Annotated in this window: 18 protein-coding genes; 6 read left to right on the forward strand and 12 right to left on the reverse strand. The window is 67.5% G+C overall.

What is annotated here, in order from left to right:
• The 9 genes from H0U68_RS09565 to H0U68_RS09605 all read right to left on the reverse strand — a co-directional run.
• Positions 1-136, reverse strand: a 136-nt coding sequence (locus tag H0U68_RS09565) for a GTP-binding protein (protein WP_296354998.1), incomplete at its 3' end; no start/stop codon positions are given.
• A gap of 126 nt (positions 137-262) precedes the next feature.
• Positions 263-2,365, reverse strand: coding sequence for an elongation factor G (fusA, locus tag H0U68_RS09570; RefSeq protein WP_296354970.1), 2,103 nt, complete (start codon positions 2,363-2,365; stop codon positions 263-265).
• Positions 2,366-2,443: 78 nt separating this feature from the next.
• Entirely contained in the window at positions 2,444-2,917 is a 474-nt protein-coding gene (gene rpsG, locus H0U68_RS09575) for a 30S ribosomal protein S7 (protein WP_296354972.1), read from the reverse strand.
• A gap of 164 nt (positions 2,918-3,081) precedes the next feature.
• Entirely contained in the window at positions 3,082-3,459 is a 378-nt protein-coding gene (rpsL, locus tag H0U68_RS09580) for a 30S ribosomal protein S12 (protein WP_048438439.1), read from the reverse strand.
• Between the two features lie 160 nt (positions 3,460-3,619).
• Positions 3,620-4,768: a D-alanyl-D-alanine carboxypeptidase family protein gene (locus H0U68_RS09585; protein WP_296355000.1), complete on the reverse strand. Its 1,149-nt coding sequence runs from the start codon at positions 4,766-4,768 to the stop codon at positions 3,620-3,622.
• 15 nt (positions 4,769-4,783) lie between these two features.
• On the reverse strand, positions 4,784-5,407 hold the full coding sequence (locus tag H0U68_RS09590; RefSeq protein WP_296354977.1) for an alpha/beta fold hydrolase: 624 nt from the start codon (positions 5,405-5,407) through the stop codon (positions 4,784-4,786).
• Entirely contained in the window at positions 5,407-5,751 is a 345-nt protein-coding gene (locus tag H0U68_RS09595) for a (2Fe-2S) ferredoxin domain-containing protein (RefSeq protein WP_296354978.1), read from the reverse strand. Before H0U68_RS09595 ends, H0U68_RS09590 begins: the two co-directional genes overlap by 1 nt.
• Entirely contained in the window at positions 5,748-6,878 is a 1,131-nt protein-coding gene (locus tag H0U68_RS09600) for a VanZ family protein (RefSeq protein ID WP_296354980.1), read from the reverse strand. Before H0U68_RS09600 ends, H0U68_RS09595 begins: the two co-directional genes overlap by 4 nt.
• Before the next feature lie 5 nt (positions 6,879-6,883).
• Entirely contained in the window at positions 6,884-7,306 is a 423-nt protein-coding gene (locus H0U68_RS09605) for a CopD family protein (protein ID WP_296354981.1), read from the reverse strand.
• Between the two features lie 317 nt (positions 7,307-7,623).
• Here H0U68_RS09605 and hemB point away from each other — a divergent pair, with 317 nt between their 5' ends.
• From hemB to H0U68_RS09625, 4 genes are read left to right on the forward strand one after another with little or no spacing between them, the layout of a single operon-like run.
• A complete protein-coding gene (hemB, locus tag H0U68_RS09610; protein ID WP_296354983.1) occupies positions 7,624-8,625 on the forward strand; it encodes a porphobilinogen synthase in 1,002 nt (333 codons plus the stop codon).
• Positions 8,626-8,652: 27 nt separating this feature from the next.
• The gene (locus H0U68_RS09615) at positions 8,653-9,759 is read left to right on the forward strand and encodes a magnesium transporter CorA family protein (RefSeq protein WP_296354985.1); all 1,107 of its coding nucleotides are present in this window, start codon (positions 8,653-8,655) and stop codon (positions 9,757-9,759) included.
• Between the two features lie 25 nt (positions 9,760-9,784).
• The gene (locus tag H0U68_RS09620; RefSeq protein WP_296354987.1) at positions 9,785-10,519 is read left to right on the forward strand and encodes a DUF72 domain-containing protein; all 735 of its coding nucleotides are present in this window, start codon (positions 9,785-9,787) and stop codon (positions 10,517-10,519) included.
• Positions 10,516-11,085 (forward strand): DUF1003 domain-containing protein, encoded by a 570-nt coding sequence (locus tag H0U68_RS09625; protein WP_296354989.1) that lies wholly within the window; start codon positions 10,516-10,518, stop codon positions 11,083-11,085. Before H0U68_RS09620 ends, H0U68_RS09625 begins: the two co-directional genes overlap by 4 nt.
• 14 nt (positions 11,086-11,099) lie before the next feature.
• On the opposite strand, the gene H0U68_RS09630 is transcribed toward H0U68_RS09625, so the two are convergent.
• On the reverse strand, positions 11,100-11,960 hold the full coding sequence (locus H0U68_RS09630; protein WP_296355001.1) for an amidohydrolase: 861 nt from the start codon (positions 11,958-11,960) through the stop codon (positions 11,100-11,102).
• Positions 11,961-11,995: 35 nt separating this feature from the next.
• Positions 11,996-12,679 carry a dienelactone hydrolase family protein gene (locus H0U68_RS09635; RefSeq protein WP_296354991.1) on the reverse strand — a complete coding sequence of 228 codons (684 nt, stop codon included), beginning with the start codon at positions 12,677-12,679 and terminating at the stop codon, positions 11,996-11,998.
• A 73-nt stretch (positions 12,680-12,752) separates the two neighbouring features.
• On the opposite strand from H0U68_RS09635, the gene H0U68_RS09640 reads away from it, so the two are divergent.
• Positions 12,753-13,499, forward strand: a complete 747-nt coding sequence (locus H0U68_RS09640) for an SDR family oxidoreductase (RefSeq protein WP_296354994.1) — start codon at positions 12,753-12,755, stop codon at positions 13,497-13,499.
• Positions 13,500-13,533: 34 nt separating this feature from the next.
• Complete coding sequence (locus H0U68_RS09645; RefSeq protein WP_296355003.1) at positions 13,534-14,166, forward strand: MarC family protein; 633 nt, start codon at positions 13,534-13,536, stop codon at positions 14,164-14,166.
• Here the strand turns inward: H0U68_RS09645 and H0U68_RS09650 are convergent.
• On the reverse strand, positions 14,138-14,734 hold the full coding sequence (locus H0U68_RS09650) for a Crp/Fnr family transcriptional regulator (RefSeq protein ID WP_296354996.1): 597 nt from the start codon (positions 14,732-14,734) through the stop codon (positions 14,138-14,140). The two genes, H0U68_RS09645 and H0U68_RS09650, sit on opposite strands and share 29 nt — an antisense overlap.
• Positions 14,735-14,816 lie beyond the last annotated feature (82 nt).

Genomic DNA, 14,816 nt, shown 5'->3' on the forward strand with positions numbered 1-14,816 from the left:
CCTTCGCTTCGCCGCCGAACTTGCTCGACAGCACCGTCGTGATCGCCGCCGTCAGCGTCGTCTTGCCGTGGTCCACGTGACCGATCGTGCCCACGTTCACGTGCGGCTTCGTACGCTCGAACTTACCTTTTGCCATTCAAATCTCTCCGATAAAGAGCAATGCCCGTGTATTGGTTTTACGTCTGCACCCGGCTCCTGATTCCTTCGCCACGGGCAGCGAGGGGGGTCGGGTCGCAGACAATTCCTGGCTTTTGGCCGGCCGTTACTTCGCGCGGGACGCGATGATGGTGTCGGCGACGTTCTTCGGAGCTTCGCTGTAGTGCTTGAACTCCATCGTGTACGTCGCGCGGCCCTGCGACATGGAGCGCAGCGTCGTCGAGTAGCCGAACATTTCCGACAGCGGCACTTCGGCCTTGATGGCCTTGCCGCCACCAACCATATCTTCCATGCCCTGCACCATGCCGCGACGCGATGCCAGGTCGCCCATCACGTTGCCGGCGTAGTCTTCAGGCGTTTCCACTTCCACGGCCATCATCGGCTCGAGGATGACCGGCTGGGCCTTCTTCGCGCCCTCCTTGAAGCCGAAGATGGCAGCCATCTTGAACGCCAGTTCGTTCGAGTCCACGTCGTGGTACGAACCGAAGTGCAGCGTGACCTTGACGTCCACCACCGGATAGCCGGCCAGCACGCCCTGCGTCACCGCTTCGTTGATGCCCTTTTCGACCGCGGGGATGAACTCGCGCGGAACCACGCCGCCCTTGATGGCGTCGACGAACTCGATGCCCTTGCCAGGTTCGTTCGGCTCGAGCTTCAGCACGACGTGGCCGTACTGGCCCTTGCCGCCCGACTGGCGCACGAACTTGCCTTCGGCATCTTCCACCACGCGGCGGATCGTCTCGCGGTAGGCCACCTGCGGCTTGCCGACGTTTGCTTCCACGCCGAATTCACGCCTCATGCGGTCGACGATGATTTCCAGGTGCAGCTCGCCCATGCCGGCGATGATGGTCTGGCCGGTTTCCTCGTCGGTGCGGACACGGAACGACGGGTCTTCCTGCGCCAGGCGGTTCAGGGCGATGCCCATCTTTTCCTGGTCGACCTTGGTCTTCGGCTCCACCGCCTGCGCGATCACGGGCTCGGGGAACACCATGCGCTCGAGCATGACGATCGCACTCGGGTCGCACAGCGTCTCACCGGTGGTGACATCCTTCAGGCCCACGCAGGCGGCGATGTCGCCGGCGCGGATTTCGTCGACTTCCAGGCGGTTGTTGGCGTGCATCTGCACGATCCGGCCGATGCGTTCCTTCTTGCCGCGAATCGGGTTGTAGACGCTGTCGCCCTTGCTCAGCACGCCCGAGTAGACGCGCACGAAAGTGAGCTGGCCCACGAACGGGTCGGTCATCAGCTTGAACGCCAGCGCGGAGAACTTCTCGCCGTCGTCGGCGTTGCGGGTCACCGGCTTTTCGTCGTCGTCCATGCCCTTGACCGGAGGAATGTCCACCGGCGAAGGCATCAGTTCAATGACGGCGTCGAGCATGCGCTGCACGCCCTTGTTCTTGAACGCGGTGCCGCACAGCATCGGCTGGATTTCGCTGGCGATGGTACGCGTGCGCAGGCCGAAGGTGATCTCCTCTTCGGTCAGGTCACCTTCTTCCAGGTACTTGTTCATCAGCTCGTCGTTGGCTTCGGCCGCGGCCTCCACCATCTTCTCGCGCCATTCCTTGGCCTGCGCGAGCAGCGCGGCGGGGATTTCGTCGTAGTTGAACTTCATGCCCTGGGACGCTTCGTCCCAGTAGATGGCCTTCATCTTGCGCAGGTCGACCACGCCGGTGAAGTTTTCCTCGGCGCCGATCGGGATCACGATCGGGACCGGGTTGGCCTTCAGGCGCAGCTTCATCTGGTCGTAGACCTTGAAGAAGTTGGCGCCGGTGCGGTCCATCTTGTTGACGAACGCGAGGCGCGGCACCTTGTACTTGTTGGCCTGGCGCCAGACAGTCTCGGACTGCGGCTGCACCCCGCCCACGGCGCAGTACACCATGCAGGCGCCGTCCAGCACGCGCATGGAACGCTCCACCTCGATGGTGAAGTCCACGTGGCCGGGGGTGTCGATGATGTTGATGCGGTGCTCGGGGAAAGACAGGTCCATGCCCTTCCAGAAGCAGGTGGTCGCAGCCGACGTGATCGTGATGCCACGTTCCTGTTCCTGCTCCATCCAGTCCATCGTGGCGGCGCCATCGTGCACTTCGCCGATCTTGTGGTTCACGCCGGTGTAGAACAGGATGCGCTCGGTCGTGGTCGTCTTGCCGGCGTCGATGTGCGCCGAGATACCGATGTTGCGGTAGCGCTCAATAGGCGTTTTGCGGGCCATGATGGTCTTTCGTTAAAAACAGGAAAGGCCCGCGCTTGGCGGGCCCCATTTCCCTAATTCGCTAGATGGGGACGGACGTTAGAAGCGGAAGTGGCTGAAGGCCTTGTTCGCCTCGGCCATGCGGTGCACTTCGTCGCGCTTCTTCATGGCGCCGCCGCGGCCTTCCGTGGCTTCCATGAGTTCATTGGCCAGGCGCAGGGCCATGGACTTTTCGCCGCGCTTCTTGGCAGCTTCCTTGAGCCAGCGCATCGACAGCGCCAGGCGGCGCACCGGGCGCACTTCCACCGGCACCTGGTAGTTGGCGCCGCCCACGCGGCGGGACTTCACTTCGACCATGGGCTTGATGTTGTTGATCGCCATGGTGAAGGCTTCCACCGGGTCACGGCCCGGGTTCTTCTTCTCGATCTGCTCGAGGGCGCCGTAGACGATGCGCTCTGCGATGGCCTTCTTGCCGCCTTGCATGATGACGTTCATGAACTTGGCCAGCTCGACATTGCCGTACTTGGGGTCCGGCAGGATTTCACGTTTCGGAACTTCGCGACGACGCGGCATGATTTACCTCTTCAAAATTGCTTCAGTTGGCCATCCTTGCGGAGGCCGCGGGAGCCATCAAGACTGCCCACTTACTCGACCCGGCCCGACGATTCGCGGCTTGTGGGTCACTACGCTTCTCATCGCCTGCCGAGCGATGAAAGCACCGACAAACGAAAATTCTTTTAGGCCTTCTTCGGGCGCTTGGCGCCGTACTTGGAGCGGGACTGCTTGCGGTCTTTCACGCCTTGCAGATCCAGCGAGCCGCGCACGATGTGGTAGCGCACGCCCGGCAAGTCCTTCACACGGCCGCCGCGCACCAGCACCACCGAGTGCTCCTGCAGGTTGTGGCCTTCGCCGCCGATGTAGGAAATGACTTCGAAGCCGTTGGTCAGGCGCACCTTGGCGACCTTGCGCAGGGCCGAGTTCGGCTTCTTCGGGGTCGTGGTGTACACGCGGGTGCACACGCCACGGCGCTGCGGGCTGTTCTGCATCGCGGGGGACTTGGAGTTGGTCTTTTCGACCTCCCGCCCGTGACGCACGAGTTGATTGATGGTTGGCATGAAAAACAGGTTCCTGAAACGTGAAAACAAAAAACTTTCCCACGCCCCAAGCGCGGAAAAGCCCTCCAGTATAGCCCGGGTGGGGCTGAGGCTCAAGCGAAGCGGGGAATAACTCTAGTCAGAGGTGCCGAACAGTGGCGCTGGGTCCGGCACCTTGTCTTTATCTGATCCACAAGCGCATCGCGTCCCAGGCCCGGCTGACGACACCAGCCTGCTCCACCGCTTCCAGCGCCACCATGGGCACCTCGACCACCACCTGGTCGCCGGACGACACTTTGAGCATGCCGACCTGTTGGCCCTTGCCGATGGGCGCGATCAGCGGGTCGGGCCGCGCGATCTGGGTCTTGAGCTTGGCGCCGGTGCCGGTAGGAACGGCAACCACCACCTGCCGCGGCTGGCCGAGCTTGACCTTCCTGGTCGTGCCCTTCCACACCACCGGTTGCGCCACCGCCTGGTTGGCGTCGAACAGCTTGACGCCTTCATAAGCCGTGTAACCCCAGTTGAGCAGCTTCTGCGCCTCGTTGGCACGGCTGCTTTCGCTGGTGGCGCCGAGGATCACGGCCACCAGGCGCCGGCCCTGCAGGTTGGGGAAGTCGCGCCGCGCGGTGGCGACCAGGCCGTAGCCGGCCGCATCGCTGTAGCCTGTATTGAGGCCGTCCACCGTCGGATCGCGCAACAGCAGCATGTTCCGGTTGGTGTCGTTGGCGGCCGGGGTGCCTTCGTAGCGGTACTTCTTGATGGCGTAGTACTTCACGTCCTCCGGGTAGTCCTGCAGCAGCCGGGCGGCCAGGACGCCCAGGTCCCGCCCCGTCGTGGTGTGTCCGGGCGCGGGCAGTCCTTCAGGGTTCTTGAAGGTGGTGGACTTCATGCCCAGCGCCCTGGCCTGCTGGTTCATCAGCTCGACGAAATGCTCGACCGTTCCGCCCACGGCCTCGGCCAGCAGCACGGTGGCGTCGTTGCCCGACTGCACGATCATTCCCTTGATCAGGTCTTCCACCGGCACCTGCATCTTCGAGTCGATGTACATGCGCGAGCCGCCCATCTTCCAAGCGCGCTGGCTCACCGGCACCGGCTGCTTCAGGTCCAGCTTCCTGGCCCGCAGCGCGTCGAACACCAGATAAGCGGTCATCAGCTTGGTCAGAGACGCGGGTTCCACCGGCGCGTCGATGGCGCGGGCAGCCAGCACCTGGTTGGCGCTGAGGTCCATCAGCAGGTAGCTGCGCGCCGCGATGTCCGGCGGTTGCGGCGCCTGAGCCGCGGCCACCAGGCAGAACAACGTCAGCAAAGGCGCCAGCAGCGCCTTGGGCATGCAAATGTTCATCTGTCAGCGAAGGTGGCGAATCACCAGGTTCTTCAGGAGCGGCAATTGTCCGTGAAAGAAGTGCTCCGCTCCGGGAACGACCGTGACAGGGAGTGCCTGCGGCCGCGCCCATCCGAGCACGGAGGCCAGCGCCACCGTCTCGTCCTGCTCGCCGTGCACGACCAGCGTGCGTTCGTGCAGGTGTTCGGGAATCGCGGCGGCCGGCGAGCGCTCGGTCGACGTGCCGACCAGCACCACGCTTTGCAGCTCGCGCTTGCCCGCCAGCGCAGCCACCACGTGCGTGGTCACACAGGAACCGAAGGAAAAACCGGCCAGGGCGAGCGGGCCGTCGGCCGCCGCTTGGTCGATCACGGCCAGCATGTCGTCGACCTCGCCGCGGCCCTCGTCATGCACGCCTTCGCTCTGGTCGGTGCCGCGGAAATTGAAGCGCACCGCGGCCCAGCCGGCCTGCACGAAGGCGCGCGCCAGCGTATACGCCACCTTGTTGTGCATGGTGCCGCCGAACAGCGGATGCGGATGCGCGATCACCGCCGTGCCGCGCGGCGCGGCGTCCAGCGGCTCGTCGCGCTGGGCCTGCAGCCGTCCGGAGGGGCCAGCGACGTCGAAGCGCCCGGTGCGCGCCTGCATCAGCGCCCCAGGTGCGGCGGGGTGAGCAGGCGTTCGACGACCTGGCCGTTCTTCAGGTGCGATTCGACGATCTCATCGATGTCGGCCGCGTCGACATAGCTGTACCAGACGGCTTCCGGGTAGACCACGACCACCGGTCCGGCGGCGCAGCGGTCAAGGCATCCGGACTTGTTGACGCGCACCTTGCCGGGCCCGTTGAGGCCGTGCGCCTTGACCTGCGACTTGCAGCGCGCGTAGGCCGCATCCGCGTTGTGGTCGGAGCAGCATGCCTCGCCGTTGTCGCGCTTGTTCAAGCAGAAAAAGATGTGGCGCTCGTAGTACGAGGGGTCGGTGGACTGGCTCATGGGGCCATTTTAGGTTCGCGCTCGCGCCGGGACAGCCGAACCACTACATAAACCAGGGTCGCATATGGCCACAGCCAGCCCAGCCATTGGGCCAGCCCGTTGAAGCGGATGAAGCGTCCCTGCTCCCAGGTCTGCAGCGTATTGGCGAAATAGGCGCTGGCCGGCGCCTGGTTGATCACGCTCAGCTGCACGCCCAATGCCAGCACGGCCACCGCGGCGCAGCCGCGCGGCGGCAAGGCAATGAGGATGGCCACCAGCAGCACCCCGAACAGCAGGCCCGACTGCACCGGCAGGCTGAGCCAGGCCCAGGCGTGGGTCGGGCCCCAGCTGAGCGCCGCCGACAAAGCTGTCAGCAGAACGCCGGCACTGACCAGCAGCAGGGCGAACAGTCCCCGCCGCCACATCGACTGGATCACCGAAAACGCCAGCAGGCACGGCACCAGCACGCCCAGCGCCACGCACAGCAGCTCGGCCGCGGGCACAAGCGGCTGCAGCTCCACCTCGCGCATCGGCAGCCATTCCAGGAACGGCGTGTCCTGCAGCCATTCGGCCAGCGTCGCTTCCAGCCGTTCCAGCACCTGCCCCAGGCCCAGCGGAACGGAAGCCGGGAACAGCAGCGCGAACGGCCACAAGGCCAGCAGCACAAGGGCGCCGCGCGCCTCCGGCACGAACCAGCGCACCCGAAAGCGGCTCCAGCGGTCGATGGCGCCGGCCAGTTCCAGCCCGGCCGCCAGCAGGGCGCCCAGTACCGCGCCACCGACGTTCAGGCCGAAATCGAGGTTGGACGCCACCCGCGAAGGCAGGTAGGTTTGCACGGCTTCCATGCACAGGGACAGCAGCGCCGCGACCACTGCCGCGATGGCAATCGCCACGCCGTTGCTGCGCGGAATGCGGCGCAGGCCGATGCCGCGCCGCAAAAAGCTCAGGGCCAGCAGGAAGCCGAGCGGCACGTAGCCGACCACGTTGGCCCCGATGTCGAAGCCGGTCCAGTACTTCGGCCAGGGGCTGCTCAGGAAGGCGAACGGGTTGACGCCCTGGTCGCGCCAGCCGGTGAACGGGTACAGGCTCGCGTAGACAATGAGCGCCACATACGCTTCGGACAGGGGCCAGGCCGAGGTCTTGTGCATGCGGTTCAGAAGGGCTTGACGACGACCAGGACCACGATGGCCGTCAGCAGCAGCACCGGCGCCTCGTTGAACCAGCGGTACCAGCGGTGGCTGCGCCGGTTGGCGCCCGCCTCGAAGCGGCGCAGCAGCACGCCGCAGCCATGGTGGTAGCCCAGGGTGGCCAGCACCAGGACCAGTTTGGCGTGCAGCCAGCCGCTGCCGCGCCCGATTCCCCAGCCGAGCCACAGCCACAGGCCCAGGGCCAGCGCCGGAACGGCCAGCAGCGTCGTGAAGCGCAGCAGCTTGCGCGCCATCAGCAGCAGGCGGCCGCGTTCGGCCGGCGAGTTGGCAGGAACCATCGCCAGGTTGACGAAGATCCGCGGCAGATAGAACAGCCCCGCGAACCAGCTCGCGACGAACACGATGTGGAAGGCCTTGACCCAAAGCATGGCGCGAGTGTAGTGGGGGTCACTCGCCCGGCCGCGTCGGCTGAAGCCCATGAATTGGGAGGAAAAGCGCGGGCAAAAAAAACCCCGGCTCAATAAGCCGGGGTGGGAAGCCTTTTTGCTGTCACACATTAAGGCACCCGCTCAGGGAGGAAAAGCGGGGAGCGGCAAGCCGCCCAGACGTAATTTAACAAACCACGCGGCAGGTTTCAAGTTTCCCCATGTACAGATTTTGCTTACTGGGCGTTGTTTTGCTCAAGATGACGTCCAAAGCGTTCATTCGCCGGGCGCAGTGTCGCCAATCGGGCACAATTTTCCCCATGACGCCCTTCGCCTCCTATCCCCACGGCCGGCCCCGCCGGCTGCGGCGCGACGAATTCACCCGCAACCTGGTGCGCGAGCACACCCTGACGGCGCACGATTTCATTTATCCGGTGTTCGTCCACGAGGGCGAGAAGCGCCGTGAAGCCGTGGCGTCCATGCCGGGCGTGGATCGCCTGAGCCTGGACTTGCTGCTGCCCGTGGCCGAGGAGTGCCTCGCCTTGGGCGTGCCGGCCCTGGCGCTGTTCCCGGTGATCGACCCGTCGCTGAAGACCCCGGACGGCCAGGAGGCCTTCAATCCCGAGGGCTTGGTGCCCCGGGTGGTGCGCGAGCTGAAAAAGCGGTTTCCCGAGCTCGGCGTGATGACCGACGTGGCGCTGGACCCCTTCACCAGCCACGGCCAGGACGGCCTGCTGGACGACAGCGGCTACATCCTGAACGACCCGACCGTGGAGGTGCTGGTGCGCCAAGCGCTGGTGCAGGCCGACGCCGGCGTGGACATCGTGGCGCCCAGCGACATGATGGACGGGCGCATCGGCGCGATCCGCCAGGCGCTGGAAGGCAAGGGCCACGTGCACACCCGCATCATGGCCTATGCCGCCAAGTACGCGAGCGCCTTCTACGGCCCGTTCCGCGATGCCGTGGGGTCCGCCGCCACCCTGGGCAAGAGCAACAAGAAGGTCTACCAGATGGACCCGGGCAACACCGACGAGGCGCTGCGCGAGGTGGCCATGGACATCGCCGAGGGCGCCGACATGGTGATGGTCAAGCCCGGCATGCCCTACCTGGACGTGCTGCGCCGCGTGAAGGACGAGTTCCGCGTGCCGACCTTCGCCTACCAGGTGTCCGGCGAGTACGCCATGCTGAAGGCGGCGGCGCAGAACGGCTGGCTGGACCACGACGCGGTCATGCTGGAGAGCCTGCTCGCCTTCAAGCGCGCCGGCGCCAACGGCGTGCTGACTTATTTCGCGCTGGATGCGGCGCGCCGCCTGAAGGCCTGACGTGCGCCCCTGCGCCCGCTGATGCCCATGCAGATCGTCGAATTCGGCGCCGGCACCCTGCGCTTCCTGGACCAGCCGCCCGAGCGCGCGCCTGCCAACGGCTTTGTCTGGATCTTCCTTGAGCGCGAGGCGCTGGAAGCGGAACTGCCGGCGCTGCAGCGCGCCGCCCAGACCCTCGGCGGCTCGCCGATGCTGGACCTGCACGTCAACGACCTGGCCAACCGCGCGCACCCCTCGCGCTACGACTACACCTCGGTCTACGACACGGTGGTGTTCCGCCGCCTGGCCACCGAGGAGGAAGTGCGCATCGAACTGGGCGAGACCGGCCCGCCGCGCGCCACGCCGCTGGGCGGCTTCGGGCGCATCCGCACGCGCGCGGTCGGCTTCGTGGTGTTCGACCGGCTGCTGGTCACCGTGCACCCGGCCGGCTGCTTCACCGCGCGTTCCTTCATCGCGCGCTACCTGGCCGACGCGCTGCACAGCGAAGGGCTGATGACCGCCGCCGCGCGCAGCCGCCTGCCGAGCAGCCCGGCCGACCTGATGCTGCGCATGCTCAACCTGATGGTGGACAGCTACCTGGAGCTGCGCAAGGAGCTGAGCGCCGAACTCGACGACTGGCAGCAAAAGCTGCTGGCGCCGGGCTCGCGCGGCGCCGATTGGGCGGCGCTCATGACCGCGCGCAACGCACTGCACGCATTGGAGGACCTGAGCGAGGGCCAGAACGACGCCATGCAGGAATGGCTGGACACGCAGCGCGAGCAGCCGGCGCCCTGGATGCCGCAGGCCGAGCGCGACGGCCTGCTGGCCCGCGCACGCGACGTGGTCGAGCACATCCAGCGCGTGGTGCTGCACGTGCGCCGCATGGAGGGCAGCGCCGAGACGGCGGTGCAGATCCACTTCTCGGCACTGGGCAACCGCACCAACGAGATCATGCAGACGCTGACCGCGTTGACGGCCATCTTCCTGCCGCTCAACCTGATCGCCGGCGTGTTCGGCATGAACTTCGAGTTCCTGCCTTTCATCCACCGCGAAGCCGGCTTCCTGTGGACCATGGGGGCCATGGCCGCCATCGCCGTGGGGCTGGGCGTGGTGTTCTGGCGCAAGCGCTACCTGGCGCGCACCGGCGCGCGGTAGCGCCTTCATCACGATGGCGCCAGGCATGATCCGGATCGGCTGCGCAGGCTGGAGCCTGCCGCGCGCGGTGCAGCAGGCGTTCGGCGAAGGCGGCAGCCACCTGCAGCGCTATGCCACGCGCTTGAATGCGGCGGAGATCAATTCCTCGTTCCACCGGCCGCACGCGCGCAGCCTGTACGAGCGCTGGGCCGACAGCGTGCCGGCGGATTTCCGGTTCTCGGCCAAGCTGCCCAAGACCATCACGCACGAACGCAGGCTGGTGGATTGCGAGGGCGAGCTGCATGCGTTCCTCGGCCAGGTGGCAGGCCTGGGCACACGCCTGGCCTGCCTGCTGGTGCAGCTGCCGCCCAGCCTGGCGTTCGATGCGGACATCGCCGCGCGCTTCCTCGAAACGCTGCGCAACACGTGCGGCGACACCGCGCTCGCCATGGAGCCGCGCCATGCGAGCTGGTTCACCGACGAAGCCGACGGCCTGCTGCAGCGCATGCAGGTGGCCCGCGTGCTGGCCGACCCGGTGCGCCATGCGCCGGGGCAGTGGCCGGGCGGCTGGCCGCAGCGCGTGTACCTGCGGCTGCACGGCTCGCCGCGCATGTACTACTCGTCCTATCCGCCGGAGCAGCTGCAGGCGGTGGCGCATCGCATGCGGCAGGCGAGCGACGCGGGCCAGGAGGTCTGGTGCATCTTCGACAACACGGCGTCGGGCGCTGCGGCCGATAATGCGCTCGCGCTGTTGCGCGCCCTGTACCAGGAACAGACATGAACGCGCCCTCTTCCTCCAGCTACCGTTCACAGCGCAGCGTGAACGACGTGACGCAAAAGAACGTGCAGGCGATGCGCAAGCTGGACGATCTGGCCAAGACCAACCGCAGCTTCGCCGACCGCATCGCCGAATTCGTGGCGAACTTCTGCGGCAGCATCGTCTTCGTCTGGATCCACGTGGCCCTCTTCGCGGCCTGGATCACGTGGAACGTGCTGCCGGAGCTGCCCCGCTTCGACCCCTATCCCTTCACCTTCCTCACGCTGTGCGTGTCGCTGGAAGCGATCTTCCTGTCGTCCTTCATCCTGATCGCGCAGAACTACGAAATGCGGGTGAGCGAGCGGCGCAGCCAGCTGGACCTGCAGATCAACCTGCTGTCCGAGCAGGAGAACACCAAGATGCTGCAGTTGCTGGAAGCCATCGCCAGGCAGGTCGGCGCGCCGGTGGAAGACCGCGAGCTGCGCGCGCTGGAAGAGGCCACGCGGCCGGAGGCGCTGGCGCGGCAGATCGAGGAGGCCTACCGCCAGGAAGGCGGCAGCGGCCCGCATTCGGGCCGCAAGAAGCCCTGACCGCTCGCCCCGGTTCAGGGCGCCTTCACTCCAAACAGATCGGCCGCGTTGTCCCAGGCGATGCGCCGCGCCAGCGCCGGCGGCAGCTCGCCCAGCCAGGTGCGGTAGCCCTTCATCGTGTCGTCGTAATACTGCCAGCGCTGGTTGACCCAGGTGTCCGAGCCGACCATGAAGCGGCCGGGATACTTCACCAGCAGCGCACGCCATTCGGGGCACAGCGTGCCGCCCTCGCAGGTCAGGCCGGGCCGGTACGACAGCTCTCCCATCAGCAGCGGATAGCGCGCGAACAGCTGGTCCACCCGCGCCACCGGCGCGCCGCCGATGCCGGTGTGCGCCCAGATCAGCCGCGTCTTCTGCCCGCGCGAACCCGTGTTCGCCATCAGCAGGTCGATGGCCGCGTCGTCCACGTGCGCCAGCACCGCCAGTCCCTTGTCGTCGGCCAGCGCCATCAGCTTGCGCGCGATCGGGCCGTTGGCATTGGCGCTGTCGTACAGGTGGAACTCGCCGATGCCGCGGTACGGGCCGGACGCGGTGCCGCGCGCGAGCTCCGTTTCCACCATCTCGTAGATGGCCGGGTCGCGGTACCAGTTGTCGTAGTCGGCGCGGCTGCGGTACAGGCGCACGAAAGGCACGACCGTCACGCCCGCCTGGCGCACCTGCGGCGAGGACGCCAGCGACCTGGTGCCGTCGTTGGGCCGCGAGTTGGCGACGATGGCGCGCACGCCGTTGCGCTGCATGCGCGCCAGCACGTCCTCCAGCGGATGCGGGCCGGCCTGTCCGTTCCAGGCCTCCTCGTTGTAGTGCAGGTGCGCATCGAACAGCGGGCCGGTGTAGTCGGCCGCCGCCGCGCTGGCCGCCAGCGCACACAGTGCCAGCAGTTGCGTGAACGGCGTGAACGCGCGCACGGGCCTCACCCCAGGTGCTTGCCGAAGAAGGCCAGCGTGCGCGCGCGCGCCTGCTGGGCCGCCTCGGCGTTCCAGGCGCCGCGCTGGTCGCAGTTGAAGCCGTGCTCGGCCGGGTAGACATGCATTTCCACCTCCGGATGCACCTTGCGGAAAGCTTCCACGCCCTCCATCGGAATGCTTTTGTCGCGGTCGGAGAAGTGCGACAGCACCGGCACGCGCGGCTTGCGCGCCGCCTCGGTCTCGCCGGCCATGCCGCCGCCGTAGTAGGTGACGGCCGCCGTCAGGCCGTCCAGTTCGCAGGCGGCGCGCCAGGCCAGCAGGCCGCCCCAGCAGTAGCCGACGATGCCCACCTTGCCGCCGTGCGCCGCGTGCTGCACCGCCGCCTGCAGGTCCGGCAGCACGCCGGGCGCGGGCAGCGCCTCCGCCGATTTCTTCAGGGCCGATCCGGCCTGCATGTCGTGGGCGCGGTAGCCGAGCTCGACACCGCGCTGCACGCGCTCGAAGGTCGCGGGTGCGACGGCCAGGTAGCCTTCGGCCGCGAAGCCGTCGGCGACCGCCCGGATGTGCGAATTGACGCCGAAGATCTCCGGCACGACCACGATGCCGCCGCGCGGCGGGCCGTCGGGTTCGGCCACGTACGCCGGAAACACGAAGCCGTCGGCCGCCTTCAGGTGCACGTAAGTTCCCATGACACACTCCTGGCTTTGTTGATGTAATCGCGCTTTGTAGCGCATCGCGCGCCGTTTTGTGCAGGAGGGTTCCTTGGATCAAGTGCTTCTGGTGACTGGGGGCAGCCGCGGCATCGGCGCGGCCACCGCTCTGCTGGCCGCGACGCAGGGCTACGCCGTGGCCGTCAACTACACCAGCCGGCCGGATGCAGCCGAAGAGGTGGTGGCGCGCATCGCCGCGAACGGCGGCAAGGCCATCGCCGTGCGCGCCGACGTGGCCGATGAAGCCCAGGTGCTGGCCATGTTCGGCACCATCGACCGCGAACTCGGCCGCATGACGGCGCTGGTCAACAACGCCGGCGTGGTCGACGTCACCGCCCGCGTCGACGAGATGAGCATGGCGCGCTGGAAGCGCATGTTCGACATCAACGTGATCGGCAGCCTGCTGTGCGCGCGCGAGGCGGTGCGCCGCATGAGCACGCGCCACGGCGGCGCGGGCGGCGCCATCGTCAACGTGTCGAGCGCGGCCGCGCGCCTGGGCGCGCCGGGCCAGTACGTGGACTACGCGGCGGCCAAGGGCGCGATCGACGCGTTCACCATCGGGCTGGCGCGCGAGGTCGCCAACGAGGGCATCCGCGTGAACGCGGTGCGCCCCGGCCTGATCGTGACCGGCATCCACGCCTCCGGCGGCATCCCGGACCGGGTGGAGCGGCTCGCGCCCCAGGTCCCGATGCAGCGCGGCGGCACGGCCGACGAAGTGGCGCAGGCCATCGCCTGGCTGCTGTCGCCCGCCGCGAGCTACACCACCATGTCCCTGCTGGACGTGTCCGGAGGCCGCTGATGGACGCGAACGGGCGCGGCGCCGCATGATCGCCATCGACTACAAGCCGCTGGTCACGCTGCTGGCCATCGTCAATCCGCTGGCCATCGTGCCGTTCTACATCCACTACACGCAGGGCTTCACGCGCATGCAGCGCCGCCGCACGGTGGGCGTGGCCTCGCTGTCGGCGTTCCTGGTGATCGCCGCCAGCGCGGTGTTCGGCACCGGCATCCTGCAGTTCTTCGGCATCTCGCTGGCCAGCTTCCAGGTGGGCGGCGGCATGCTGCTCTTGACCAGTGCGCTCAACATGCTGAACGCCCAGCCGGCCGAGGCCAAGCCGCAAACGCGGGAGCTGGAGCAAGGCGCCGAGAAGGCGGCGATGGGCGCCAGCATCGCGGTGGTGCCGCTGACCATTCCGCTGCTGACCGGGCCGGCGACGATTTCCACCGTGGTGATCTACGCCGAGCGCGCCAAGAGCGTGTGGCAGATGTCGGCGCTGGTGGGCTACGGCATCGTCATCGGGGTGGCCACGGCCCTGTGCTTCTCGCTGGCCGGGCCCATTGCCCGCGTGCTGGGCAAGACCGGCATCAACGTGATGACCCGGCTGATGGGCCTGATCCTGGCTGCGCTGGCGGTGGAAGTGATGTCCGAAGGCCTGCTCAAGCTGTTCCCGGCGCTGGCGCACTGACCGGATCGGCCGCCGCTTCGGCGCGGCGCAGCGCCTTCACCAGCTGGTTGCTGGTGTTGCGCAGCCGCTGCGCCAGCAGCTGGGTGAGCTTGACCAGCAGCTTGGCGCCCACGGCCGGGTGCCGCTGCACCAAGTCGCCGACGCCGGCACGGCTGAGCACCGCGGCCTCGACCTCGGTCAGCGCCCAGCAGCTCGCGTAGCGCGGCTCGCCGTCGAACATCGACATCTCGCCCAGCACCGCGCCTTCGCGCACGACGGCGATGCGCGTGCTGCCGTCGGCCTGGGGCGGCGCCGCCTCGGGCAGGAGGGCGTCGCGCTTGCCCACGTCGACGGTGCCGCGCAGCAGCAGCATCAGCCAGTCGCTGGCGTCGCCTTCAGCGATCAGCACCTGGCCCGGCTGCCCCTGCACCCGCAGCATGGCGGTGCCCAGCAGGTCGGCCTCGGCGGCGCTGAAGTCCTGCAGCAGCGGCGAGGAGGCCAGCAGCCCGGGACGCTGCGACAGCTGCTCGCATGGACCCAGCACCTGCAATCCGGCGGCTTCCAGCTGCTGCTGCAGGGAGGAAGGCATCAGCGCACCTGCCGCAGCCAGGCGGCGAGCTCCTGCGCCGCCGCGTCGGTGGCGGCGGCCAGCGCGCGCACGCCGCCCGGGG

The sequence above is a fragment of the Ramlibacter sp. genome, assembly GCF_013697775.1.
Taxonomy (GTDB): Bacteria; Pseudomonadota; Gammaproteobacteria; order Burkholderiales; family Burkholderiaceae_C; genus Ramlibacter.